Source organism: Pseudomonas sp. NBRC 111119 (assembly GCF_001320125.1).
GTDB classification, from domain to species: Bacteria; Pseudomonadota; Gammaproteobacteria; order Pseudomonadales; family Pseudomonadaceae; genus Aquipseudomonas; species Aquipseudomonas parafulva.
The window spans coordinates 140,947-164,184 of the sequence record NZ_BCAV01000022.1 but is presented as its reverse complement, the minus strand read 5'-3'; the positions used below and the strand labels follow the sequence as shown (position 1 = coordinate 164,184).

The 23,238-nt window shown below is 63.1% G+C and carries 24 protein-coding genes; 16 read left to right on the top strand and 8 right to left on the bottom strand.

Annotated elements, in window-relative coordinates:
• The first annotated feature begins 70 nt into the window (after positions 1-70).
• Together APH25_RS10205 and purT are read left to right on the top strand one after the other, a co-directional pair.
• Positions 71-538 (top strand): VUT family protein, encoded by a 468-nt coding sequence (locus tag APH25_RS10205; protein WP_028634839.1) that lies wholly within the window; start codon positions 71-73, stop codon positions 536-538.
• 76 nt (positions 539-614) lie between these two features.
• Positions 615-1,796 carry a formate-dependent phosphoribosylglycinamide formyltransferase gene (gene purT, locus APH25_RS10200; RefSeq protein WP_028634840.1) on the top strand — a complete coding sequence of 394 codons (1,182 nt, stop codon included), beginning with the start codon at positions 615-617 and terminating at the stop codon, positions 1,794-1,796.
• 42 nt (positions 1,797-1,838) lie between these two features.
• Here the strand turns inward: purT and APH25_RS10195 are convergent, their stop codons facing one another.
• The 3 genes from APH25_RS10195 to APH25_RS10185 all read right to left on the bottom strand — a co-directional run bounded on the left by APH25_RS10195 (position 1,839) and on the right by APH25_RS10185 (position 5,428).
• Entirely contained in the window at positions 1,839-3,140 is a 1,302-nt protein-coding gene (locus APH25_RS10195; protein ID WP_060481817.1) for an MFS transporter, read from the bottom strand.
• Positions 3,141-3,406: 266 nt separating this feature from the next.
• Positions 3,407-4,609: a transporter associated domain-containing protein gene (locus APH25_RS10190; protein ID WP_060481816.1), complete on the bottom strand. Its 1,203-nt coding sequence runs from the start codon at positions 4,607-4,609 to the stop codon at positions 3,407-3,409.
• 9 nt (positions 4,610-4,618) lie between these two features.
• Positions 4,619-5,428 carry an inner membrane protein YpjD gene (locus APH25_RS10185; protein ID WP_028634843.1) on the bottom strand — a complete coding sequence of 270 codons (810 nt, stop codon included), beginning with the start codon at positions 5,426-5,428 and terminating at the stop codon, positions 4,619-4,621.
• 281 nt (positions 5,429-5,709) lie between these two features.
• Between APH25_RS10185 and ffh the strand changes: the two genes are divergently transcribed.
• The 11 genes from ffh (at position 5,710) to APH25_RS10130 (ending at position 15,112) form a co-directional block, all read left to right on the top strand.
• Positions 5,710-7,086, top strand: a complete 1,377-nt coding sequence (gene ffh / locus APH25_RS10180) for a signal recognition particle protein (protein WP_028634844.1) — start codon at positions 5,710-5,712, stop codon at positions 7,084-7,086.
• Between the two features lie 249 nt (positions 7,087-7,335).
• Positions 7,336-7,587: a 30S ribosomal protein S16 gene (gene rpsP / locus APH25_RS10175; protein ID WP_008094480.1), complete on the top strand. Its 252-nt coding sequence runs from the start codon at positions 7,336-7,338 to the stop codon at positions 7,585-7,587.
• A 5-nt stretch (positions 7,588-7,592) separates the two neighbouring features.
• Entirely contained in the window at positions 7,593-8,129 is a 537-nt protein-coding gene (gene rimM, locus APH25_RS10170) for a ribosome maturation factor RimM (protein ID WP_028634845.1), read from the top strand.
• Between the two features lie 3 nt (positions 8,130-8,132).
• Positions 8,133-8,885: a tRNA (guanosine(37)-N1)-methyltransferase TrmD gene (gene trmD, locus APH25_RS10165; protein ID WP_028634846.1), complete on the top strand. Its 753-nt coding sequence runs from the start codon at positions 8,133-8,135 to the stop codon at positions 8,883-8,885.
• A gap of 42 nt (positions 8,886-8,927) precedes the next feature.
• Positions 8,928-9,278 carry a 50S ribosomal protein L19 gene (rplS, locus tag APH25_RS10160; RefSeq protein ID WP_003252148.1) on the top strand — a complete coding sequence of 117 codons (351 nt, stop codon included), beginning with the start codon at positions 8,928-8,930 and terminating at the stop codon, positions 9,276-9,278.
• A gap of 164 nt (positions 9,279-9,442) precedes the next feature.
• Positions 9,443-10,339: a site-specific tyrosine recombinase XerD gene (gene xerD, locus APH25_RS10155; RefSeq protein ID WP_028634847.1), complete on the top strand. Its 897-nt coding sequence runs from the start codon at positions 9,443-9,445 to the stop codon at positions 10,337-10,339.
• Between the two features lie 153 nt (positions 10,340-10,492).
• On the top strand, positions 10,493-11,236 hold the full coding sequence (locus APH25_RS10150) for a thioredoxin fold domain-containing protein (protein WP_060481815.1): 744 nt from the start codon (positions 10,493-10,495) through the stop codon (positions 11,234-11,236).
• Positions 11,237-11,319: 83 nt separating this feature from the next.
• A complete protein-coding gene (locus tag APH25_RS10145; protein ID WP_028634849.1) occupies positions 11,320-12,624 on the top strand; it encodes a homoserine dehydrogenase in 1,305 nt (434 codons plus the stop codon).
• A gap of 167 nt (positions 12,625-12,791) precedes the next feature.
• Positions 12,792-14,201, top strand: a complete 1,410-nt coding sequence (thrC, locus tag APH25_RS10140; protein ID WP_060481814.1) for a threonine synthase — start codon at positions 12,792-12,794, stop codon at positions 14,199-14,201.
• A gap of 130 nt (positions 14,202-14,331) precedes the next feature.
• On the top strand, positions 14,332-14,751 hold the full coding sequence (locus APH25_RS10135; RefSeq protein ID WP_060481813.1) for a response regulator: 420 nt from the start codon (positions 14,332-14,334) through the stop codon (positions 14,749-14,751).
• Between the two features lie 79 nt (positions 14,752-14,830).
• Complete coding sequence (locus APH25_RS10130) at positions 14,831-15,112, top strand: DUF3509 domain-containing protein (RefSeq protein ID WP_028634852.1); 282 nt, start codon at positions 14,831-14,833, stop codon at positions 15,110-15,112.
• A gap of 138 nt (positions 15,113-15,250) precedes the next feature.
• On the opposite strand, the gene APH25_RS10125 is transcribed toward APH25_RS10130, so the two are convergent.
• The gene (locus APH25_RS10125; protein ID WP_060481812.1) at positions 15,251-16,129 is read right to left on the bottom strand and encodes a TIGR02285 family protein; all 879 of its coding nucleotides are present in this window, start codon (positions 16,127-16,129) and stop codon (positions 15,251-15,253) included.
• Between the two features lie 29 nt (positions 16,130-16,158).
• Positions 16,159-17,358 carry a CaiB/BaiF CoA-transferase family protein gene (locus APH25_RS10120; protein WP_060481811.1) on the bottom strand — a complete coding sequence of 400 codons (1,200 nt, stop codon included), beginning with the start codon at positions 17,356-17,358 and terminating at the stop codon, positions 16,159-16,161.
• Between the two features lie 133 nt (positions 17,359-17,491).
• Here APH25_RS10120 and APH25_RS10115 point away from each other — a divergent pair, with 133 nt between their 5' ends.
• The 3 genes from APH25_RS10115 to APH25_RS10105 all read left to right on the top strand — a co-directional run bounded on the left by APH25_RS10115 (position 17,492) and on the right by APH25_RS10105 (position 21,064).
• The gene (locus tag APH25_RS10115; protein ID WP_060481810.1) at positions 17,492-18,034 is read left to right on the top strand and encodes a YaeQ family protein; all 543 of its coding nucleotides are present in this window, start codon (positions 17,492-17,494) and stop codon (positions 18,032-18,034) included.
• 8 nt (positions 18,035-18,042) lie between these two features.
• A complete protein-coding gene (recJ, locus tag APH25_RS10110; RefSeq protein ID WP_060481809.1) occupies positions 18,043-19,752 on the top strand; it encodes a single-stranded-DNA-specific exonuclease RecJ in 1,710 nt (569 codons plus the stop codon).
• Positions 19,753-19,957: 205 nt separating this feature from the next.
• Positions 19,958-21,064, top strand: a complete 1,107-nt coding sequence (locus APH25_RS10105; RefSeq protein ID WP_060481808.1) for an NADH:flavin oxidoreductase/NADH oxidase — start codon at positions 19,958-19,960, stop codon at positions 21,062-21,064.
• A 33-nt stretch (positions 21,065-21,097) separates the two neighbouring features.
• On the opposite strand, the gene APH25_RS10100 is transcribed toward APH25_RS10105, so the two are convergent.
• The 3 genes from APH25_RS10100 to APH25_RS10095 all read right to left on the bottom strand — a co-directional run bounded on the left by APH25_RS10100 (position 21,098) and on the right by APH25_RS10095 (position 23,231).
• Positions 21,098-21,430 (bottom strand): type II toxin-antitoxin system HicB family antitoxin, encoded by a 333-nt coding sequence (locus APH25_RS10100; protein WP_060481807.1) that lies wholly within the window; start codon positions 21,428-21,430, stop codon positions 21,098-21,100.
• Entirely contained in the window at positions 21,427-21,681 is a 255-nt protein-coding gene (locus tag APH25_RS24915) for a type II toxin-antitoxin system HicA family toxin (protein WP_082428255.1), read from the bottom strand. Before APH25_RS24915 ends, APH25_RS10100 begins: the two co-directional genes overlap by 4 nt.
• Positions 21,682-21,806: 125 nt before the next feature.
• Positions 21,807-23,231 (bottom strand): gamma-aminobutyraldehyde dehydrogenase, encoded by a 1,425-nt coding sequence (locus APH25_RS10095; RefSeq protein ID WP_060481806.1) that lies wholly within the window; start codon positions 23,229-23,231, stop codon positions 21,807-21,809.
• Between the last annotated feature and the right edge of the window lie 7 nt (positions 23,232-23,238).

Sequence of the window (23,238 nt, the reverse complement as noted above, 5' to 3'; positions counted from 1 at the left end):
TCTGTGGGAGCGGGTTTACCCGCGAAGAAGCCAGCGGTACTCTGTGCGGCTTGCCCACCGATGACTCGCCATGCTTTATCTGATCGCCTACATCAGCAGCGTCGTGCTGATCAACTATGCCTTTTCCAGCGCCCCGAACCTGGACGTCATCTGGTCTGCCTGGGGTGGGCTGGTGTTCATCCTGCGCGACATGGTGCAGACCCGCTTCGGCCATGGTGCGCTACTGGCCATGCTGGCCGCATTGGTACTGTCGTACGCTACGTCCGAGCCGGCCATCGCGCTGGCCAGCGCGACGGCGTTCTTCGTTTCCGAGCTGATCGACTGGCTGGTGTTCAGTGTCACCCGCCGGCCCCTGCGCGATCGCCTGTGGCTAAGCTCCGCGCTGAGCATCCCGGTGGACACGTTCATCTTCTTCGGCATGATCGGGGCGCTCACCCCGGCTGTGGTCGGTACGGCCATGGCATCCAAGTTCGCCGGGGTCACGGCGGTGTGGTTGGCCATGGCATTTCGCGCCCGGCGGGCCGCTGTGGCGGGCTGATGGTGTAGAATATCGGTCCTTTTTCAGCGGGTGGCGCCTGGCATGGCGTGGCCCCGGATGCCTGCGAGGACCTGAAATGACCCGTATCGGAACCCCCTTGTCGCCTACCGCGACCCGTGTACTGCTGTGCGGCTGTGGCGAACTGGGCAAGGAAGTGGTGATCGAGCTTCAGCGCCTGGGCGTGGAAGTGATCGCCGTCGATCGTTACGCCAATGCCCCGGCCATGCAGGTGGCCCACCGCAGCCACGTGGTCAACATGCTCGATGGCGTGGCCCTGCGTGCGGTGATCGAGGCCGAGAAGCCGCACTACATCGTTCCGGAAATCGAGGCCATCGCCACCGCTACCCTGGTCGAGCTGGAGAATGAAGGCTTCAACGTGGTGCCCACCGCCCGTGCCACCCAGCTGACCATGAACCGTGAAGGCATCCGCCGCCTGGCGGCAGAAGACCTGGACCTGCCGACCTCGCCCTACCACTTCGCCGACACCTTCGAAGCCTACGCCGAGGCCGTGGCCGACGTGGGCTACCCCTGCGTGGTCAAGCCGGTGATGAGCTCGTCGGGCAAAGGCCAGAGCCTGCTGCGCAGCGACGCCGACCTGCAGGCTTCATGGGCCTATGCCCAGGAGGGCGGCCGTGCTGGCAAGGGGCGCGTGATCGTGGAAGGCTTCATCGACTTCGACTACGAAATCACCCTGCTGACCGTGCGGCACGTGGGCGGCACCACCTTCCTGGAACCGGTGGGCCATCGCCAGGAGAAGGGCGACTATCAGGAGTCCTGGCAGCCGCAGGCCATGAGCCCCAAGGCACTTGCAGAGTCGCAGCGGGTGGCCAAGGCGGTCACCGATGCCTTGGGCGGGCGCGGCCTGTTTGGCGTGGAGCTGTTCGTAAAAGGCGACCAGGTGTGGTTCAGTGAGGTGTCGCCGCGCCCTCACGACACCGGCCTGGTCACGCTGATTTCACAGGACTTGTCGCAGTTCGCCCTGCATGCCCGTGCCATTCTCGGCTTGCCGATCCCGGTGGTGCGCCAGTTCGGGCCGTCTGCCTCGGCGGTGATCCTGCCCGAGGGGCAGTCCCAGCAGACCAGCTTCGCCAACCTGGGCGCCGCGCTGAGCGAGCCGGACACCGCGATCCGCCTGTTCGGCAAGCCGGAAATCAACGGTACGCGCCGCATGGGCGTATGCCTGGCGCGCGACGAGTCGGTCGAAGCGGCCCGGGCCAAGGCAACCCGCGCCTCCCAGGCAGTCAAGGTCGAGTTCTGAGCAGGTAGCTGCAAGGGGCTTATGCCCCTTGCAGCCCTGCGCTTACAGCTCGCTGTCGCGGGTTTCTTTCAGGCACAGCACGGCGATCAGGCTGATGACTGCTGCGGCCGACACATACCCCCCTACCCAGCTCAAACCGCCCATGCTGACCAGCTTCTGGGCGAAGAACGGTGCTGCCGAGGCGCCGACGATACCGCCCAGGTTGTAGGCTGCCGAAGCACCGGTATAGCGCACGTGGGTGGGGAACAGTTCCGGCAGCAAAGCCCCCATGGGCGCGAAGGTGACCCCCATCAGGAACAGCTCGATGGCCAGGAACAGCGCCACCCCGGCGGTGGAGCCGGAGGTCAGCAGCGGTTCCATGGCAAAACCGGATGCCACGGCCAGCAAGCCACCGACAATCAGCACCGGTTTGCGCCCGTATCGGTCGCTGAGCCATGCCGACAGCGGTGTGGCCAGGGCCATGAACACCACGGCGAAGCACAACAGGCCCAGGAAGGTTTCGCGGCTGTAGCCCAGGGTGGTGACGCCGTAGCTCAGCGAGAACACGGTCGAGATGTAGAACAGCGCGTAGCACACCACCATGGCCGCAGCGCCCAGCAAGGTGGGCATCCAGTATTTGGAGAACAGGTCCACCACTGGCATTTTCACCCGTTCATGGCGCGCCACGGCCTTGGCAAACACTGGGCTCTCCTCAAGCTTCAGCCTCACGTACAGCCCCACCAACACCAGCGCGGCGCTGAGCAGGAACGGGATGCGCCAGCCCCACTCGCGGAACTGCTCGTCGCTGAGCAACAGGGCCAGGGTCAGGAACAGGCCATTGGCGGCCAGGAAACCGATCGATGGCCCCAGCTGCGGGAACATGCCGAACCAGGCGCGTTTGCCCGGCGGCGCGTTTTCCGTGGCCAGCAGCGCGGCACCACCCCATTCCCCACCCAGGCCCAGGCCCTGCCCGAAGCGCAGCAGGCAGAGAATGATCGGCGCCCACACGCCAATGCTGTCATAGCCCGGCAAGATGCCGATGGCGGTGGTGGACACACCCATCAGCAGCAGCGAGGCGACCAGGGTCGACTTGCGGCCGATACGGTCGCCAAAGTGGCCGAACAGCGCCGAGCCTAACGGCCGCGCCAGGAAAGCGATGCCGAAGGTAAGAAACGCCGCCAGCATCTGCGCCGTGCCGGAGCCGGGCGGGAAGAACACTGGGCCGATCACCAGGGCCGCAGCCGTGGCGTAGACGTAAAAATCGTAGAACTCGATGGCGGTGCCGATGAAGCTTGCGGTGGCCACCCGTGCGGGGGAGTTGACCGGCGCACTGGGCGCCTGGGCATAGGTGCTGCTGGTAGTCATGCGTGAGTCCCTGACAGTCTGGCCGGGCGCCATCAGCGTTGCGTGCGCCTGCGGGTTTGGCGAAGGCGCGGGCGATAAGCGCCGGAGCGTTTTGTTGTTGTCTGCGCCAGACTGACGATGGGCCAGGGGGTGGGGGCGGGGCGGGCACTGTTCGGGGTGTTGAAGCAGAACCGCTGGGCGTATTCAGTCAGGCGGGCTGGCCGTGAACCACCGGGTGCGGGTAGCAGGCGGGACGGCGGGGCTGGGTAAGCGTGACCGCAGTATAGCTACCGGGTCACGGTCCATACCAGTACCTTGCTGGCGCAGTTGTCTTCTGTTTCGAGGATTTCCAGGCGGTAGCGGCCGATTTTCAGGCACACCGCGCTGGCCGGTATGCTTTCCAGGGCTTCGGTGACCAGCCCGTTGAGGGTTTTCGGCCCGCCATCGCAGGGCAGGTGCCAACCCAGGGTGCGGTTGATCTCGCGCAGGGAGGCTACGCCGTCGATCACGCAGGTGCCGTCGGCCTGTTTGTGCACATGGGGGTTGTCCAGGCTCTGCTCGTCTTCGAACTCACCGACGATCTCTTCAAGGATGTCTTCCAGGGTGACGATGCCCAGCACCTCGCCGTACTCGTCCACCACCACGCCCAAGCGCCGTTGCTGCTTGTGGAAGTTGAGCAGTTGCAGGTTCAGGGGCGTGCTTTCGGGGACGAAGTACGGCTCGTAGCAGGCGTCACGCAGCGCTTGCAGGGTCAGGCTACCGTGAGGCAGCAGGTGGCTGATCAGCTTGGTATTGAGGACGGCCTCGACCTGGTTGATATCGTTGTGATAGACCGGCAGGCGGGTGTGACGGCTGACAATCAGTTGTTCGCTGATACGTTCGATCGGGTCATCAAGGTTGATGCCGTCTACCTCGTTGCGCGGTACCAGGATGTCGTTGACGGTGATCTTGTCCAGTGACTGCATGCCGTCCAGCAGGCCCCGGCGAGGTGCGTCGTGTTCGTCGTCTTCATCGAAGGGGGCCGCGTGCTGCGGGTGCAGCGCCACGGCGGCGGGTTGCAGGCGGAACGGGCGCAGCAACAGCTTTGCGCAGCCATCGAGTAGCCAGGCCAGTGGCTGTAGCACCGCCAGTGGCATCTGCAGCAGGCTGGCACCCAGGCTCACGAACGCCTGCGGGTTGCGGCGGGCAAGCCGGCGCGGCAGGTATTCGGCGAACACCAGCAGGGCAGCGGCGGCAGCCAGGCCTGCCAGCCAGAAGCCATCGTCACCGCCCTCGCGCAGGCCGATCAGGCAGGCAAGGGCGAGCACCAGCAGCTTGCCCAGGCTGGCGCACAACACCAGCGCCGGGCCGGGCAGGGCGGGCTGCCCGTCCCCCTCGGCCTGCTGTGTGGCCGGGTGTGTGCGGGCGGCCTCGACGGCAGTGAACAGGGCGGACCACAGCAGCGCCAGTGCCGAAGTGCCGAGTAGCGGTGCGTACGGCAGGATGTTCATGGGTGGCCGTCAGATGTGCAGGATGAATTCACGGACCAGCTTGCTGCCGAAATAGGCCAGCATCAGCAGGCAGAAACCTGCCAGCGTCCAGCGAATGGCCTTGTGGCCACGCCAGCCCAGGCGGGTTCTGCCCCACAGCAGCACACTGAAAACCACCCAGGCCACGCAGGCCAGCAGCGTCTTGTGCACCAAGTGCTGGGCGAACAGGTTGTCCAGGAACAGCCAGCCAGAAATCAGCGACAGCGACAGCAGGCACCAGCCTGCCCAGAGAAAGCCGAACAGCAGGCTTTCCATGGTCTGCAGGGGCGGGAAGTTGCGAATCAGCCCGGACGGGTGCTTGTTTTTCAGCTGGCGGTCCTGCACCAGCAGCAGCAGCGACTGGAACACCGCGATGGTGAACAGCCCATACGCCAGGATCGACAGCAGGATATGCGCAAGAATGCCGGGTTCTTCGTCGATCAGCGGCACCGTGCCGGGTGGCGCGAATTGCGCCAGCAGCGCGGTCACAGCCCCCAGGGGGAACAGCAGCACCAGGAGGTTTTCCACGGGGATGCTGATGCAGGCCAGCAAAGTCAGGGCGATGACCGCCACTGCGATCAGGCTGGCTGCGCTGAAGAAGTCCAGGCTCAGGCCCAGCGGCGTGATCAGCTGGAAGAACAGCGCGCCGCCCTGGGCGAGCACCGCAATTGTGCCCAACAGTGCAGGTAGGCGTTTGTCGGCCTTGCGGCCCTTGGCCAGGGCCGAGCCCTGGTAGATGGCCGCAACGGTGTACAGCACGGCAGCGATCAGGTTGGGGATGAGGCTGGGAGAGGAGAACATAAGTCCTGGTTGGCGAGCCCTAAAGAGACAGAGTTTGGCATAGCGCGCTGCAAGCTGCACCTTTGAGCTGCAAGCTTTGAGCTACAAGCTGCAAGAAAAAGCAGCCCTCACGCGCATTGGCTCTTGCTTGCAGCTTGCAGCTTAAAGCTTGCTGCTGCTGGCGAGGTGGGCGGCGGCGCTGCACTTCGCTATAATCCCCGCCTTGCTGCGCCTGGCGGGTCTGTATTTGCTCCCCCGGCGCCTGACAAACCTCGGCTTCTACTGGGCCTGAAAGGATCACCATGTTCGAAAACCTGACCGACCGCCTGTCACAGACGCTGCGCCATGTTACCGGCAAGGCCAAGCTGACCGAAGACAACATCAAGGACACGCTGCGCGAAGTGCGCATGGCCCTGCTCGAGGCCGACGTTGCCCTGCCGGTGGTGAAGGATTTCGTCAACAGCGTCAAGGAACGCGCGGTCGGCACCGAGGTGTCGCGTAGCCTTACCCCGGGGCAGGCCTTCGTCAAGATCGTTCAGGCCGAACTCGAAAGCCTGATGGGAGCGGCCAACGAAGACCTCGCGCTCAATGCGGCCCCGCCCGCCGTGGTGCTCATGGCTGGCCTGCAGGGCGCGGGCAAGACCACCACCGCCGGCAAGCTGGCGCGTTTCCTCAAGGAGCGCAAGAAGAAGAGCGTGATGGTGGTGTCTGCCGACGTTTACCGCCCGGCAGCGATCAAGCAGCTCGAAACCCTGGCCAATGACATCGGGGTTACCTTCTTCCCCTCCGATATCAGCCAGAAGCCGGTGGCCATCGCCGAAGCGGCCATCCGTGAAGCCAAGCTGAAGTTCATCGACGTGGTCATCGTCGATACCGCCGGCCGGCTGCACATCGACGCCGACATGATGGACGAGATCAAGGCCCTGCACGCTGCAGTGAAGCCGATCGAGACCCTGTTCGTGGTCGACGCCATGACCGGCCAGGACGCCGCCAACACCGCCAAGGCCTTCGGCGAAGCACTGCCGCTGACCGGTGTTGTACTGACCAAGGTGGACGGCGATGCCCGCGGTGGTGCGGCGCTGTCGGTGCGCGCCATCACCGGCAAGCCGATCAAGTTCATCGGTATGGGCGAGAAGAGCGAAGCGCTTGAACCGTTCCACCCAGACCGTGTGGCTTCGCGCATCCTCGGCATGGGCGACGTGCTCAGCCTGATCGAGCAGGCCGAACAGACCATCGACAAGGCCAAGGCCGACAAGCTGGCCAAGAAGTTGAAGAAGGGCAAGGGCTTCGACCTCGAAGACTTCCGCGACCAACTGCAACAGATGAAGAACATGGGCGGCCTGGGTGGCCTGATGGACAAGCTGCCGAGCATCGGTGGCGTCAACCTGTCGCAGATGGGCGGTGCTCAAGGGGCGGCCGAGAAGCAGTTCAAGCAGATGGAGGCGATCATCAACTCCATGACCCCTGCCGAGCGTCGTGACCCCGACCTGATCAGTGGTTCGCGCAAGCGCCGCATCGCGCTGGGTTCCGGCACCCAGGTGCAAGACATCGGCCGCCTGATCAAGCAGCACAAGCAAATGCAGAAGATGATGAAGAAATTTTCCGCCAAGGGCGGTATGGCCAAGATGATGCGCGGCCTGGGCGGCATGCTGCCGGGCGGCGGCATGCCGAAGCTGTAAACCCTGTTCAGAGCGCCTGCCCCTCATCGGGCAGGCGCCCAGAACCCCCGCCGTGGCGGGGGCAACGGCCGCGCAAGGCGCGGCTTATAACGGCAAATCCGGACGGCGTGGCAAAGCCAGGCCGAAAAAGGCATTTGCAAATGTCCGTGTATTCCCTGAGAATATGCGGCCTTTTGGGCACCCGTGTGCCTATTTGGCATTCAGATTTGCAGTACAAACTGCAGCACCGACTATAGGAACGATGTTCACATGGTAACCATTCGTCTGGCCCGTGGCGGCTCGAAAAAGCGCCCTTTCTACCACCTGACCGTGACCAACTCGCGTAACGCCCGTGACGGCCGTTTCGTTGAGCGCGTTGGCTTCTTCAACCCGATCGCATCGGGCGCCGAAGTCAAGCTGTCGGTCAACCAAGAGCGCGTCACCTACTGGCTGAGCCAGGGCGCACAGCCGTCTGAGCGCGTTGCTCAGCTGCTGAAGGACGCTGCCAAGGCTGCCGCCTGAGCAGTATGAACGCGACGCCAGAAAAGGCTGACGATCTCATCGTCGTTGGCAAGATTTTTTCGGTTCACGGCGTTCGCGGCGAGGTGAAGGTGTACTCCTTTACCGATCCGATTGAAAACCTGTTGGATTATCCCGGCTGGACGCTTCGGCACGAAGGCAAGGTAAAGCAGGTCGAGCTGGTCAGCGGTCGTGGCTCCCAAAAGGGCCTGGTCGTGAAGCTTAAAGGCCTCGATGATCGTGATGAAGCCCGGCTTCTCAGCGGTTACGAGATCTGCATTGCGCGGAGCCTTTTGCCCAACCTGGCTGCCGACGAGTACTACTGGTACCAGTTGGTAGGTCTGAAGGTCATCAACCAGGACGAACAGCTGTTCGGCACGGTCGATCACCTGTTGGAGACCGGTGCGAACGATGTAATGGTGGTCAAACCCTGCGCAGGCAGCCTGGATGATCGCGAGCGTCTGTTGCCCTATACGGCGCAATGCGTGCTCAACGTCGACCTGGAGGCAGGCGTGATGCGGGTTGAATGGGACGCGGACTTCTAGACGATGGGTAACCTTCGCGTAGACGTCATTACGTTGTTCCCCGAGATGTTCTCGGCCATCACGGAGTACGGCATTACCAGCCGCGCGGTGAAACAGGGGTTGCTTCAGGTGACTTGCTGGAACCCGCGGGACTACACCACAGATCGTCACCATACGGTAGATGATCGGCCGTTTGGCGGTGGTCCGGGCATGGTGATGAAAATCAAGCCTCTGGAAGATGCACTGGTCAACGCCAGGCAGGCAACCGGAGCAGCGGCGAAGGTGATCTACCTCTCGCCACAAGGCCGCAAGCTGACTCAGCAGGCGGTCAAAGGCCTGGCCGAACAGGAATCGTTGATCCTGATCGCCGGTCGTTATGAAGGCATTGACGAGCGCTTTATCGAGGCTCATGTCGATGAGGAGTGGTCGATTGGCGACTATGTGCTTTCCGGTGGCGAGCTGCCGGCCATGGTACTGATCGATGCGGTTACACGGCTGCTGCCCGGAGCTTTAGGGCATGTGGACTCGGCGGAGGAAGATTCTTTCACCGACGGTCTGCTGGATTGCCCGCACTACACCCGGCCTGAGGTGTATGCGGATCAGCGTGTTCCCGACGTGTTGCTAAGTGGCAACCATGCACACATCCGGCGTTGGAGAATGAAGCAGTCCCTTGGTAGGACCTTCGAACGACGCGCCGATCTTCTGGAAAGTCGCTCACTTTCTGGAGAAGAGAAGAAGCTGCTCGAGGAATACCTCCGCGAGCGGGACGATAGTTAAACGTATCGATGGTGGATCGCGTATCCATCTTAGGAGCACAGCATGACCAACAAGATCATCCAGCAGCTCGAAGCAGAGCAGATGAGCAAGGAAATCCCGACCTTCGCACCAGGCGACACCGTTGTCGTCCAGGTTAAAGTGAAGGAAGGTGAGCGTTCCCGTCTGCAGGCGTTCGAAGGCGTTGTTATCGCCAAGCGCAACCGCGGCCTGAACAGCGCCTTCACCGTGCGCAAGATCTCCAGCGGTGTGGGTGTTGAGCGTACTTTCCAGACCTACAGCCCGCAAATCGACAGCCTGGCCGTGAAACGTCGTGGTGACGTGCGTAAAGCCAAGCTGTACTACCTGCGCGACCTGTCCGGCAAAGCCGCTCGCATCAAGGAAAAACTGTCCTGAGTACAGTTTGCCCGGTGGCAAACGCCGCCTAGCGAGAAAAAAGCAGCCTTCGGGCTGCTTTTTTGCTTTTGGTAACCCTGTTGGCGCCCTGTCTCGACGGGTGAAGACAAGCCGCCAGCCGCTGTGAAACACTAGCCCCTTCTTTGTAACCCAGCAGCCCCCGAATGCCCGCCCTGGACCACCCCCTGATCGACGCGTTTCTCGATGCCCTGTGGCTGGAAAAAGGCCTGTCTGATAACACCCGGGTTTCCTACCGAAGCGATCTGGCCCTGTTCAACGGCTGGCTGCAGGAGCGTGGCATAAGCCTGCCCGACGCTGGGCGCGAACTGATTCTCGACCACCTGGCCTGGCGCCTGGACCAAGGCTACAAACCGCGCTCCACTGCACGCTTTCTGTCTGGCCTGCGTGGCTTTTACCGGTATTTGCTGCGGGAGAAGCAAGTGGCCGTGGACCCGACGCTGCAGGTGGACATGCCGCAGCTGGGCAGGCCGTTGCCCAAGTCTCTGTCCGAGGCAGATGTCGAGGCCCTGCTGCAGGCCCCCGACCTGGGGGAGGCCATCGGCCAGCGCGACCGGGCCATGCTTGAGGTGCTGTATGCCTGTGGCCTGCGTGTGACCGAACTGATCAGCTTGGCCCTGGACCAGATAAACCTGCGCCAGGGTGTGCTGCGGGTGATGGGCAAGGGCAACAAGGAGCGCCTGGTGCCCATGGGCGAGGAGGCGGTGGTGTGGCTGGAGCGCTACCTGCGCGATGGCCGCGGCGAGCTCCTCAATGGCCGGCCCAGCGATGTGCTTTTCCCGAGCCTGCGCGGTGAGCAGATGACTCGCCAGACCTTCTGGCACCGTATCAAGCACCATGCTCGGGTGGCCGGGATCGACAAGCCGCTGTCGCCCCATACCCTGCGCCACGCGTTTGCCACCCACCTGCTCAACCACGGTGCCGACCTGCGTGTGGTACAGATGCTGCTCGGCCACAGCGACCTGTCCACCACCCAGATCTACACCCACGTGGCCAAGGCACGCCTTCAGCAGCTACATGCCCAGCACCACCCCCGTGGATGAATGTTTTTCATGTTCCGCTGGCTGGCACCCTGCAGGGCCCTTAAACAGGGGCGTGATGTGGTAGGCTTGGCCGGTTTGCACCAAGGACCGCACGGTCACCGCGTTTTCCCGCAGGTGATGCCCTCCGGTCCCTGTCCGCCCTCAGGAGTTCCCATGCGCGTGACCCAGTTTTTAGCCGCCGCCGCGATGGCGCTGGCCAGCACCTTCGCCGCTGCTGCGGCCACCGACAGCAATGCCGGTGCCGAGCAGGCTATTCGCAAGTCGTTGCAAAACCTTGAATTGGAAGTGCCTGTAGAAAGCGTTGCCAGCAGCCCGCTCAGTGGCCTGTATGAAGTCAAGCTGCAGGGTGGCCGTGTGCTGTATGCCAGTGCCGATGGCCAGTTCGTGATGCAGGGCTATCTGTTCCAGATCCAGGACGGTAAGCCGGTCAACCTGACCGAGAAAACCGAGCGCATGGGCATTGCCAAGCTCATCAATGGCATCCCGGCCGCCGAGATGGTGGTTTACCCCGCCAAGGGCGAAACCAAATCGCACATCACCGTGTTCACCGACACCACCTGCCCGTATTGCCACAAGCTGCACGCCGAGGTACCCGAGCTGAACCGTCGTGGCATCGAGGTACGCTATGTGGCGTTCCCGCGTCAGGGGCTGAATTCGCCAGGCGACCAGCAACTGCAGGCCGTGTGGTGTTCCAGTGACCGTCGTGCGGCCATGGACAAGATGGTGGAAGGCAAGGAAATCAAGGCGGCCAAGTGCGCCAACCCGGTCAGCAAGCAGTTCCAGCTGGGCCAGTCGATCGGTGTCAATGGCACGCCAGCCATCGTGCTGGAGAGCGGGCAGGTCATTCCGGGCTACCAGCCGGCACCGCAAGTGGCCAAGCTGGCACTGGCCAAGTAATTCAGTTCAATGCGCCGTCGTCATGGGGTGACGGCATGTTTCACGGTCGGCAAGGGTGTCGACCGTTCTATGGGGAGTTCACAGTGAAACCGGTCAAAGTAGGCATCTGTGGGTTGGGGACCGTCGGTGGCGGAACCTTCAATGTACTTCAGCGCAACGCCGAGGAGATTGCCCGCCGTGCCGGGCGCGGTATTGAAGTGGCACAGATTGCCATGCGCTCGCAGAACCCGAACTGCCAGATTACCGGTACCCCCATTACCGCTGACGTGTTCGAAGTTGCCTGCAACCCGGAGATCGACATTGTCATCGAACTGATCGGCGGCTACACCGTGGCCCGTGACCTGGTGCTCAAGGCCATCGAGAACGGCAAGCACGTGGTCACCGCCAACAAGGCGCTGATCGCTGTCCATGGTAACGAAATCTTCGCCAAGGCTCGCGAGAACGGTGTGATCGTGGCCTTCGAGGCCGCCGTGGCGGGTGGCATCCCGGTGATCAAGGCCATCCGCGAAGGCCTGTCGGCCAACCGCATCAACTGGCTGGCCGGCATCATCAACGGCACCGGCAACTTCATCCTCACAGAAATGCGTGAGAAAGGCCGTGCCTTCCCCGACGTGCTGGCCGAGGCCCAGGCCCTGGGTTATGCCGAAGCCGACCCCACTTTCGATGTGGAAGGGATCGACGCCGCGCACAAGCTGACCATCCTGGCGTCCATCGCGTTCGGCATTCCGCTGCAATTCGACAAGGCCTACACCGAAGGCATCACCCAGTTGACCACTGCCGACGTGAACTATGCCGAAGCCTTGGGCTACCGCATCAAGCACCTGGGCATGGCGCGCCGCACTGCAGAAGGCATCGAGCTGCGGGTGCACCCCACGCTGATCCCGGCCGACCGCCTGATCGCCAACGTCAATGGTGTGATGAACGCCGTGATGGTGAACGGTGATGCTGCCGGGTCCACCCTCTACTACGGCGCCGGCGCCGGCATGGAGCCGACCGCTTCGTCGGTGGTCGGCGACCTGGTGGACGTGGTGCGTGCCATGACGTCCGACCCGGAAAACCGCGTGCCGCACCTGGCCTTCCAGCCAGATTCGCTGTCGGCCCACCCGATCCTGCCGATCGAAGCCTGCAAGAGCGCCTACTACCTGCGCATTCAGGCCAAGGACCACCCGGGCGTACTGGCCCAGGTGGCCAGCATTCTCTCGGAGCGTGGTATCAACATCGAGTCGATCATGCAGAAGGAAGCCGAGGAGCAGGACGGCCTGGTGCCGATGATCCTCCTGACCCACGGTGTGGTCGAGCAGCGCATCAACGACGCCATTGTCGCCCTGGAGGCGCTTCAGGACGTCGTCGGTAACGTGGTACGTATCCGCGTCGAGCAGCTCAACTAAGCGGCAAGCCTCAAGCTGCAAGCTGCAAGTAAAAGCAGGGCGGTGTTGAGGCTTCAATAGAGTACATTTGCGGTAAAGGTGAGAAGCAGAGCTAGGGAGCAACGCCGGTCGGCTTGTTCTTGCAGCTTGCAGCTCACAACTTGCCGCTCAAACCAAAGGTTTGCCCCATGCGCTATATCAGTACCCGTGGCCAGGCACCGGCCCTCAACTTCGAAGACGTGCTGCTCGCAGGCCTCGCCACCGATGGCGGCTTGTATGTGCCTGAGAACCTGCCACGTTTCACCCAGGAAGAAATCGCTTCCTGGGCCGGCCTGCCGTACCACGAACTGGCCTTCCGCGTCATGCGCCCGTTCGTCCAGGGCAGCATCGCCGACGCCGATTTCAAGAAGATCCTCGAGGAAACCTACGGTGAGTTCGCTCACGCTGCCGTGGCGCCACTGCGCCAGCTGAACAGCAACGAGTGGGTGCTGGAGCTGTTCCACGGCCCCACCCTGGCGTTCAAGGACTTTGCCCTGCAACTGCTTGGCCGCCTGCTCGATCATGTACTGGCCAAGCGCAACGAGCGTGTGGTGATCATCGGCGCCACCAGTGGCGATACCGGCTCTGCGGCCATCGAAGGCTGCCGCCGTTGCGACAACGTCGACATCTTCATCCTGCACCCGCACCAGCGTGTGTCCGAAGTGCAACGTCGGCAGATGACCACCATTTTTGGCGAGAACATTCACAACATCGCCATCGAAGGCAACTTCGACGACTGCCAGGAAATGGTCAAGGCAAGCTTCGCCGACCAGTCGTTCCTCAAGGGCACCCGCCTGGTGGCTGTGAACTCGATCAACTGGGCGCGGATCATGGCCCAGATCGTCTACTACTTCCATGCAGCCCTGCAGCTTGGCGGCCCGGCGCGTTCGGTCGCGTTCTCTGTGCCCACCGGCAACTTCGGCGACATCTTCGCGGGTTACCTGGCACGCAACATGGGCCTGCCGATCAGCCAACTGGTGGTGGCTACCAACCGCAACGACATCCTGCACCGCTTCATGAGTGGCAACCAGTACGTCAAGGAAACCCTGCACGCCACGCTGTCGCCGTCGATGGACATCATGGTTTCGTCCAACTTCGAGCGCCTGCTGTTCGACCTGCACGGTCGCAACGGGGCAGCGATTGCCGAACTGATGGCCAACTTCAGGCAGGGTGGCGGTTTCAGCGTGGAGCAGGACCGCTGGACCGAAGCGCGCAAGCTGTTCGATTCGCTGGCCGTGACTGACGAGCAGACCTGCCAGACCATCGCCGATGTGTTCGCCAGCACCGGCGAAGTACTTGACCCACATACGGCCATTGGTGTGAAAGCGGGCCGCGAGTGCCGTCGCAGCCTGGACACGCCGATGGTGGTGCTGGGCACGGCGCACCCGGTCAAATTCCCCGAGGCTGTCGAGCAGGCAGGCGTCGCCAAGGCGCTGGAGCTGCCGGTGCACCTCAGCGACCTGTTCAGCCGCGAGGAGCGCTGCACGGTGCTGGCCAATGACCTGAAGGCTGTCCAGGCCTTCGTCAGCCAGCACGGCAACCGCGGCAAGCCGTTGTAACCCTCGGCGCATCGGGGCTGCCAGTCAGCCCCGAACCCTCAGGTATTTCCTGGGGTGGTTTCAGACGCGTCCTATTCTGGCTGGCGTTCGTCCAGCCTAGATTAGCCGGTCCTCTCAACAGGAGCGGCTCATGTACCAGCCCCATGTGTTGATTCACCAGGCACGCCCATCGCATCAGATTCTTCTGCACCAGGCGCTCAATGCCCAGGGCATCTTCCAGGTTCGCATCAGCGAGAACACTGCCGAACTTAACGCTTGTCTGTCGGCCGTGCGGTGCCCTGACCTAGTGATCGTCGATCACGCCATGCCCACCCGCATCGGCTTGGCCCTGCTCAAGAAACTGCCCGCTGCCTGCCCGGTGGTGTTTGTGGGCAGCGCTGGGCCAAGGCGGCGTGACCTGGCCCAGGAAGCCCGAGGCGTGGGTTTGCGGGTGCTGGCTGAGCTGCCATGGCCGGTATCGACGCCAGCCTTGCAAAACGCGCTGCAAACCCTGCTGCAGCGCCCATGGCGGGGTATTCAAACTGTCACGAACACACCGCATGCTCACTGAAACGGCCAGGGCGTGACGAACTTTCCGCTGCGCGCGCTGGTCTGCTTTCAGTACCCCCACCACCCAGCGAGTGTTCCGGATGGAAAGAATCTGCAGACTGCTCAACCAAGCACTGGCCCCTTACCAGGCTCAACTCAGCCTCGCCGATGAACGCGGCAACCGCCAGCTGACTGTTCACGATCACCTGGCCGGCATTACCTTGCAGCGCACGGTCAGCGAGTTCCAGTTGCAGGAACAGCGCCTGCTGGTGGACCTGGTGGATGGCCTGCACCGTGACCTGCAGATCGCCGAAGGGCGTTTGCAGCCCTGTGTGATTGCAGCCCTGCAGCAACGTCAGCAGCCCCAGGGAACCTTTGCCTGAGGTGTTCATCGAATGTTTCAGTGCAGCCAGCCAATGCTTCGCTCCCGTGTTGGCTGATACTGCCCCGTAAAGCCCCAGGGCTTTCGCTTGACCCCGGACGTACCTCCCCCGCGTCCGGGGTTTCTTTTTGCCTGCGGTTTACCGGGCTTCAAGGGGTGGCTGATGCTCATTGAAGAACTGCCTGCTCTGTTCGAGATAGTCTTCCTGTTCCGCCGGCGCCAGCCATCGAGCGTACGCACGGGGCAGCACCTCGCGGCGCATTGCTGGCAGCAACTGGTCGATACGCGCCACCGCAGCGCGTCCCAACGGGGTATCCGAACAGCCTACATGCAGGAACTGATAGGGGTTCATCCCCTGGATGGGATGGAACTGGTAATCCGCCAGCGACCCGCCTTGCTGCTGGATCAGGTAGCGCACTTCAGGCCAGTAACCCAATACCAGGCGCAACCGCCCCAGGTGTTGCATCTGCAACAGGTTGGCGGTGGCTTCGGTGCCGTAGTGTCGGCTAAGGGCCGCATCGGGCAACTGGCGTAGCGTGTGGTCGATCAGCGTGCCGTAGCTGCGCTCGGCAACCACGCCCAGCTTGAGTGAGGTGCGGCTCATCAGCCCCAGCAGGTCCACGGCATCGCCGTCGAGGTAGGGCGCAATCAGCGGTTGGCTTTCCTTCAGTGACACCAGGCCACTGGTACGCACGCCCAGCATCGGGATGGAAAAATGCACGTAACGGGCACGTTCGGCCGTCCACAGCAGCATCGGGTCGCAGGTGAAGGTGGCTGGGTCCTGCAGCATCTGGATGCCACGGGCACGGTTGACCCGCAGAACGTCGTGGTCGTATTCAGGCATATGTTCGATCAATTGCGGGAGCAGTTGGTCGATGACGCCGTGGCCTGTCTCCGGGCCCTCGAATACGGTAAAGGGCGGCATGTCGCGCACCAGCCACAGCAGGCGCTCACGCGCTGCGGCCGGCTGGCAGAGCAGCGTGGGCAGCAAGCCGCACAGCAGGGCGAGCCTGGCCAGGCTGCCCCTGCAGCAGGGGCGGGCCAGGATCAGACCGCGCCTGCCTGGCGCAGGCCGGCGATGGCTACCGCGTCGTAGCCCAGCCGCGCAAGCACTGCATCAGTATGTTCACCCAGGGCAGGCCCCACCCATTCGGCAGCGCCTGGGGTGTCCGACAGTTTCGGCACGATGCCCGGCATACGGAACGCCTTGCCGTCGGGCAGTTTGGCCTGCAGAAACATCTCGCGTGCCAGGTATTGCGGGTCGTTGAACATGTCTTCGGCCGAATAGATGCGGCTTGCCGGCACCTGGGCGGCAGTCAGCACCTGCATCAGCGTATCCAGGGGCAAGCCGTTGGCCCACCGGTCGATCACCCCATACAACTCATCGCGGCGCAGGTCGCGGCCATCGTTGGTCGCCAATGCAGGGTCTTCGGCCAAGTCATTGCGGCCAATGGCCTGCATGAAGCGCTTGAAGATCGCATCGCCATTGGCGCCGATCTGCACGTGCTTGCCGTCTGCGCTGGTGTGGATGGAGGAGGGGGTGATGCCCGGCATGATGTTGCCGGTCCGCTCGCGGATAAAACCGAATACGTCGAATTCGGGCACCATGCTTTCCATCATGGCGAAAATGGCTTCGTACAGCGCAACATCCACGACCTGGCCTTCGCCGCCGTTCACTTCGCGGTGGCGCAGGGCCATGAGCGCGCCGATCACGCCCCACAGTGCGGCGATCGAATCGCCAATCGAAATACCCGTGCGCACCGGCGGGCGGTCGTCGAAACCAGTGATGTAGCGCAAGCCACCCATGGATTCACCCACCGCGCCAAAGCCGGGCTGGTCCTTCATCGGCCCGGTCTGGCCAAAGCCGGACAGGCGCACCATGACCAGCCGAGGGTTCAGCGCATGCAGCACATCCCAGCCCAGGCCGAGCTTTTCCAGTACGCCCGGGCGGAAGTTCTCGATGAGGATGTCTGCGTCGGCCAGCAGTTGCTTGAGAATCTCGATGCCCTGAGGGTGTTTCAGGTTAAGGGTGAGCGACTGCTTGTTGCGTGCCTGCACGAACCACCACAGCGACGTACCCTCATACAGCTTGCGCCACTTGCGCAGCGGGTCACCGCCATCGGGCGATTCCACCTTGATCACTTCGGCGCCGAATTCGGCGCAGATACGCGAGGCGAACGGCCCGGCGATCAGGGTGCCGAGCTCGACCACCTTGAGGCCGGCGAGGGGTTTGCTGGGCGTCGACATGGGGCATCCGTGGCAGCTGAAAACAGCCGTGGTTTTATCACAGCTCCTGAGCGGCAGATACTGCCGCGGCACAACAAGGTGCCGGATCGGTTAGACTGGGCAACTTTTATTTCGAGCAAGAAGCCCTGCGACCATGGCCCAGCCGTCCACCACCTACAAATTCGAACTGAACCTGACCGACCTCGACCGCAACGTCTACGAGAGCGTCAAGCAGACCATTGCACGGCACCCTTCGGAAACCGAAGAGCGCATGGCGGTTCGTTTGTTGGCGTACGCGCTGTGGTACAACGAGAACCTGGCGTTTGGCCGTGGCCTCTCGGATGTAGACGAACCGGCGCTGTGGGAAAAAAGCCTGGACGACCGCGTGCTGCACTGGATCGAGGTGGGCCAGCCCGACGCCGAGCGCCTGACCTGGTGCTCGCGCCGTACCGAGCGCACCAGCCTGCTGGCCTACGGCAGCCTGCGCGTGTGGGAAGGCAAGGTGGTGAGCGCGGTCAAGAACCTGAAAAACCTCAGCATCGCCGCGGTGCCCCAGGAAGTGCTGGAAACCCTGGCCACCGACATGCCGCGCAGCATCAAATGGGATGTGATGATCAGTGAAGGCACCGTGTTTGTCACCGACGACCGTGGTCAACACGAAGTGCAGTTGCAGTGGCTGCTCGGGGAGCGTGGCTGAACCACCCCATGCGTATCGAACCTCGCCCGCTGCCGTCCGCCCTGCCTTTTCTCGGTAACCTGCCGCCGTTGCTCACCCGCCTGTACGCTGCCCGTGGCGTGCAGAGCGAGGCCGAGCTGGACAAGAGCCTGGCGCGCCTGTTGCCTTATCAGCAGCTCAAAGGCATCGAAGCCGGTGTCGATTTGCTGGTGCACGCCATCGACCAGCGCCAGCGTATTCTCATCGTCGGTGACTTCGATGCCGATGGCGCCACGGCCAGTACCGTCGGCGTGCTGGGCCTGCGTTTGCTGGGGGCCGCACACGTCGATTACCTGGTGCCCAACCGCTTCGAGTACGGCTACGGGCTGACCCCGGAAATCGTCGAAGTGGCACTGCAACGCCAGCCTGAATTGCTGATCACCGTAGACAACGGCATTTCCAGTGTCGAGGGCGTCGCTGCCGCCAAGGCCGCTGGGCTGAAGGTATTGGTCACTGACCATCACCTGCCCGGTGAGCAGTTGCCAGACGCCGATGCCATCATCAACCCCAACCAGCCCGGCTGCACGTTCCCCAGCAAGGCGCTGGCCGGTGTGGGGGTGATCTTCTATGTACTCATGGCCCTGCGTGCACGGTTGCGCAGCCTCGGGCGTTACGCAACGCAGCCGCAGCCCAACATCGGTGAACTGCTCGACCTGGTCGCGCTGGGCAGCGTGGCTGATGTGGTACCGCTGGATGCCAACAACCGCATCCTGGTTTACCAGGGCCTCGAGCGTATCCGCGCTGGCCGTGCCCGGCCGGGGTTGAAGGCCATTCTCGAAGTGGCCCGCCGCGACAACCGGCGCATCACCTCCACCGACCTGGGCTTCATACTCGGCCCACGGCTGAACGCTGCCGGGCGCCTGGATGACATGAGCCTGGGGATCGAATGCCTGCTGTGCGAAGACGCGGCCCTGGCCCAGGACATGGCCCAACAGCTGGACGGCCTGAACCAGGACCGCAAGTCTATCGAACAGGGCATGCAGCGCGAGGCCCTGGCCCAACTGCGGGACCTGCCGGTGGAGTCTATGCCTTACGGGCTGTGCCTGTTCGATGCCGAGTGGCACCAGGGCGTGATCGGCATCCTGGCGTCTCGCCTGAAGGAGCGCTACCACCGGCCTACCATCGCCTTCGCTGATGCGGGGGAGGGTGTGCTGAAGGGGTCTGCCCGTTCGGTTCCAGGCTTTCACATCCGCGATGCGCTGGATGCCGTTGCTGCCCGCCATCCGCAGTTGATCAGCAAGTTCGGCGGCCACGCCATGGCCGCTGGGCTGTCTCTGCCAGAGGGGAATTTCCCGGCGTTTGCCGAAGCGTTCGATGAAGAAGTACGGCGCCAGTTGTGTGAAGACGACCTCACCGGCCGTTTGTTGTCCGATGGCAGCCTGGCAGTAGAAGAGTTCCACCTGGACCTTGCCAAGGCCCTGCGCAATGCCGGCCCTTGGGGGCAGCATTTCCCCGAGCCGTTGTTCCATGGGGTGTTCCAACTGGTGGAGCAGCGCGTGGTGGGTGAGCGCCACCTGAAAGTGGTGCTCAAGAGCGAGTGTGGCACCGTGCGCCTGGATGGCATCGCCTTTGGCATTGACCGTGAGGTCTGGCCGAACCCGACCGTTCGCTGGGTGGAACTGGCCTACAAGCTGGACGTGAACGAGTTTCGTGGCAATGAAAGTGTGCAGTTGATGATCGCCCACATGGAGCCGCGCTGAGGGTTGCTGGGGGCGTTGGTTTTTGAGGGGGCACGACCTGGAAAACGACATCCCCCTCAAGCCAGGCACCCATGACCACCCAAATCCCATGGAACCTACCCCCCACCCAATCTGGTCTAGTCTGAACATTGACCGGCATCGGGCCAAGGATCGATCTGCGAGTGCCCGAGCCGGATCACCCTAGGAGTCCTTGGGAGGTGCCCTCATGAGCCTGCTGCTCGAGCCTTACACCCTGCGTCAGTTGACCTTGCCAAACCGCATTGCGGTATCGCCGATGTGCCAGTATTCCTCTGTCGATGGCCTGGCCAACGACTGGCACCTTGTCCACCTGGGCAGCCGTGCCGTAGGCGGTGCGGGGCTGGTGTTCAGCGAAGCCGTGGCGGTCACGGCGGATGGCCGCATTACCGCCGAAGACCTCGGCCTGTGGAACGACGCCCAGATTCCCCCGCTGCAACGCATCACGCGTTTCATCACCGCCCAGGGCGCCGTGCCGGGTATTCAACTGGCCCATGCCGGGCGCAAGGCCAGCACTCACCGGCCGTGGTTGGGCAAGCACGGCAGCGTCAAACCTGAAGACGGTGGCTGGCAGCCCGTGGGGCCGTCCCCCATTGCCTTCGACCCCGAGCATACCGCCCCCCGCGAACTGAGCCGCGATGAAATCCAGGGTGTAGTGGACGCGTTCGTTGCCGCGACCCAGCGTGCCCTGGAAGCGGGTTTCAAGGTCGTTGAGGTTCACGCCGCCCACGGTTACCTGCTGCACCAGTTCCTGTCACCGCTGAGCAACCAGCGCCAGGACGACTACGGCAGCTGTTTCGAAAACCGTATTCGCCTGACCCTGCAGGTCGTAGAGGCGGTGCGCAAGGTGTGGCCTGCGGAGCTGCCGCTGTTCGTAAGGGTGTCGGCCACCGACTGGGTGGAGGATGGCTGGAACCCGGACGAGACGGTCGAGTTGGCCCGCCGCCTGCGCGTGCTGGGCGTGGACCTGATCGACGTGTCGTCTGGCGGTACCTCGAGCCATGCCGAAATCCCGACCGGCCCGGGTTACCAAACCCGCTTTGCCGAGCGCGTGCGCAAGGAATCGGAGATGGCAACCGGCACCGTCGGCATGATTACCGAACCCGCCCAGGCCGAACACACTCTGCGTACGGGCCAGGCCGATATCATCTTCCTCGCCCGTGAACTGCTGCGTGACCCCTACTGGCCACTGCACGCCGATGACGACCTGGGCGGCAACAAGGCCACCTGGCCCGCCCAGTACCAGCGGGCCACCAGCCGTGCGAATCCGATTCATGAGTCGGACTTGCGTGATTGAGGTGCGGGGGCGGCACTGAGCCCGCCATGGTGGTCAGGCGCAGGCCGCCCCGCTGAGGACGTCGGTGACCCATTGATTGATGCTCTTCTGTGCCAGTTCGGCCTTGGCAGCCACGCTGGCATGAAGGGCGGGCTCAAGCCGCAGGCTCAGTTTGCCGGAGTAGGTTTTCTGCGGCGCCCGGCCAAGGCGCTCACAGGTTTCCAAATAATCATCTACTGCCTCATGGAAGGCTTGGCGTAGCTCGCTGATGGATTCACCGTGAAAGCCGATCACATCCCGGATACCCGCGACGTGGCCGATCAGCAGTTGGTCTTCATCGCTGTATTCGATGCGTGCGGCATAGCCGCGGTAAGTCATCACGTTCATGGCGTTACTCCTGCCTGCTCAAGAAACTGGCGGGCATCCCGTATCTGATAGGTTTTCGCGTGCCTGTCTGGGTGAGGGCGATGAAACGTCGCAACTACACCGTTAAGTTCGAAGCGCACACGCGAGCCACGCCCTTCAATGACTTGCGCACCTGCCGATACCAGCAGGGTTTCAATTCGCGCCCATTCCAGCGCCTTGGGCGTTGGTGTCTTCCACAGGTTTTCAAGCGTGGCTTTCTGTTGATTGTTCATGGTATCAGATTATGATACCAATAAAAGCCGCTCAATGGATCACCTGTAGGAGGTGATCCATCGTTGCTGAAGGATATTTCTGAGCGTGGGGCCACGACACTACGTGGTCCTCAATGAACGAGCCCTCAGTGCTTGATCATCACATGCCGCACGCAGGTGTAATCCTCCAGCCCGTACATCGACATGTCCTTCCCATACCCTGAATGCTTCTGCCCGCCGTGGGGCATTTCGCTGACTAGCATGAAGTGGGTATTCACCCAGGTGCAGCCATATTGCAGCCGCGCCGCCAGGCGGTGGGCACGGCCGGTGTCGCGGGTCCACACGGATGAGGCAAGCCCGTAGTTGGAGTCGTTGGCCCATTCCAACGCCTGCGCCTCGTCAGTGAAGCGGGTGACCGACACCACTGGGCCGAACACCTCGTGGCGCACGATCTCGTCATCCTGCTGGGCATCGGCCAGCACCGTTGGCTCGAAGAAGAAGCCATCCCCGGCAACGACCTTGCCGCCCGTGACCAGGCGGATGTGCGGCTGCGCGATGGCGCGCTGTACCAGGCCGGCCACCTTGTCGCGGTGCTGGGCGCTGATCAGCGGGCCCAGCTCTGTACCCTCCGCGTCCTGCAGACCCTGCTTGAGGCTGGCCACCGCCGTACCCAGGCGTTCGACGAAACGCTCGTAGATACCGTCCTGCACATACAGGCGACAGGCTGCGGTGCAGTCCTGGCCGGCATTGTAGAAGCCGAACGTGCGGATGCCGTCGATGGCGGCGTCGATGTCGGCATCGTCGAACACCAGCACCGGGGCTTTGCCGCCCAGCTCCATATGGGTGCGTTTTACGCTGTCGGCGGTGGCACCGATGATGTGAGCCCCGGTGGCGATCGAGCCCGTTAGCGAAACCATGCGCACCAGCGGGTGAGTGACCAGCGGATTGCCCACCGTCTGGCCGCGGCCAAACACAATGTTCAGCACCCCCGGTGGCAGCAGCGTCTTGGCCAGCTCACCCAGGCGCAAGGCCGTAAGCGGGGTCAGCTCCGATGGCTTGATCACCACGGTGTTACCTGCAGCGAGTGCCGGGGCGACCTTCCAGGCCAGCATCATCAACGGGTAGTTCCACGGCGCGATCGAGGCCACCACCCCCAGTGGGTCACGGCGGATCATCGACGTGTGGCCTGGCAGGTACTCGCCGGCAGCTAGGCCACCCAGGCAGCGCGCAGCGCCGGCAAAATAGCGGAATACGTCGGCAATCGCGGGGATCTCGTCGTTGCGGGCAGCGCCCAGCGGTTTGCCGCAGTTTTGCGATTCCAGCCCGGCCAACTCGTCACCGTTGGCCTCGATGGTATCTGCCAGTGCCAGCAGGGCCTGCGCGCGGTCCTTGGGGCAGGCCTGCGACCAACTGTCGAAAGCCTGATGCGCAGCACGCACCGCGCTATCCACCTGGGCTTCGCTGGCTTCCTGGATTTGCGCCAGGGCTGTGCCCTTGGCAGGGTCCAGCACGGTCCAGGCCGGGCCTTCGCCGGCAACCAGTTGGCCATTGATCAGCATCTGGGTTTGCATGGGGGTT

Bases quoted from the DNA above. Each gene is read 5' to 3' on its own strand.
- xerD (WP_028634847.1), top strand. From the start codon at position 9,443: ATGCCCGCCCTGGACCACCCCCTGATCGACGCGTTTCTCGATGCCCTG.
- APH25_RS10205 (WP_028634839.1), top strand. From the start codon at position 71: ATGCTTTATCTGATCGCCTACATCAGCAGCGTCGTGCTGATCAACTAT.
- APH25_RS10115 (WP_060481810.1), top strand. From the start codon at position 17,492: ATGGCCCAGCCGTCCACCACCTACAAATTCGAACTGAACCTGACCGAC.
- APH25_RS10185 (WP_028634843.1), bottom strand. From the start codon at position 5,428: ATGTTCTCCTCTCCCAGCCTCATCCCCAACCTGATCGCTGCCGTGCTG.
- APH25_RS10130 (WP_028634852.1), top strand. From the start codon at position 14,831: ATGGAAAGAATCTGCAGACTGCTCAACCAAGCACTGGCCCCTTACCAG.
- APH25_RS10100 (WP_060481807.1), bottom strand. From the start codon at position 21,430: ATGAACGTGATGACTTACCGCGGCTATGCCGCACGCATCGAATACAGC.
- rplS (WP_003252148.1), top strand. From the start codon at position 8,928: ATGACCAACAAGATCATCCAGCAGCTCGAAGCAGAGCAGATGAGCAAG.
- rpsP (WP_008094480.1), top strand. From the start codon at position 7,336: ATGGTAACCATTCGTCTGGCCCGTGGCGGCTCGAAAAAGCGCCCTTTC.
- thrC (WP_060481814.1), top strand. From the start codon at position 12,792: ATGCGCTATATCAGTACCCGTGGCCAGGCACCGGCCCTCAACTTCGAA.
- APH25_RS10135 (WP_060481813.1), top strand. From the start codon at position 14,332: ATGTACCAGCCCCATGTGTTGATTCACCAGGCACGCCCATCGCATCAG.
- trmD (WP_028634846.1), top strand. From the start codon at position 8,133: ATGGGTAACCTTCGCGTAGACGTCATTACGTTGTTCCCCGAGATGTTC.
- APH25_RS24915 (WP_082428255.1), bottom strand. From the start codon at position 21,681: ATGAACAATCAACAGAAAGCCACGCTTGAAAACCTGTGGAAGACACCA.
- APH25_RS10120 (WP_060481811.1), bottom strand. From the start codon at position 17,358: ATGTCGACGCCCAGCAAACCCCTCGCCGGCCTCAAGGTGGTCGAGCTC.
- purT (WP_028634840.1), top strand. From the start codon at position 615: ATGACCCGTATCGGAACCCCCTTGTCGCCTACCGCGACCCGTGTACTG.
- rimM (WP_028634845.1), top strand. From the start codon at position 7,593: ATGAACGCGACGCCAGAAAAGGCTGACGATCTCATCGTCGTTGGCAAG.
- APH25_RS10190 (WP_060481816.1), bottom strand. From the start codon at position 4,609: ATGAACATCCTGCCGTACGCACCGCTACTCGGCACTTCGGCACTGGCG.
- APH25_RS10105 (WP_060481808.1), top strand. From the start codon at position 19,958: ATGAGCCTGCTGCTCGAGCCTTACACCCTGCGTCAGTTGACCTTGCCA.
- recJ (WP_060481809.1), top strand. From the start codon at position 18,043: ATGCGTATCGAACCTCGCCCGCTGCCGTCCGCCCTGCCTTTTCTCGGT.
- APH25_RS10195 (WP_060481817.1), bottom strand. From the start codon at position 3,140: ATGACTACCAGCAGCACCTATGCCCAGGCGCCCAGTGCGCCGGTCAAC.
- APH25_RS10095 (WP_060481806.1), bottom strand. From the start codon at position 23,231: ATGCAAACCCAGATGCTGATCAATGGCCAACTGGTTGCCGGCGAAGGC.
- APH25_RS10150 (WP_060481815.1), top strand. From the start codon at position 10,493: ATGCGCGTGACCCAGTTTTTAGCCGCCGCCGCGATGGCGCTGGCCAGC.
- ffh (WP_028634844.1), top strand. From the start codon at position 5,710: ATGTTCGAAAACCTGACCGACCGCCTGTCACAGACGCTGCGCCATGTT.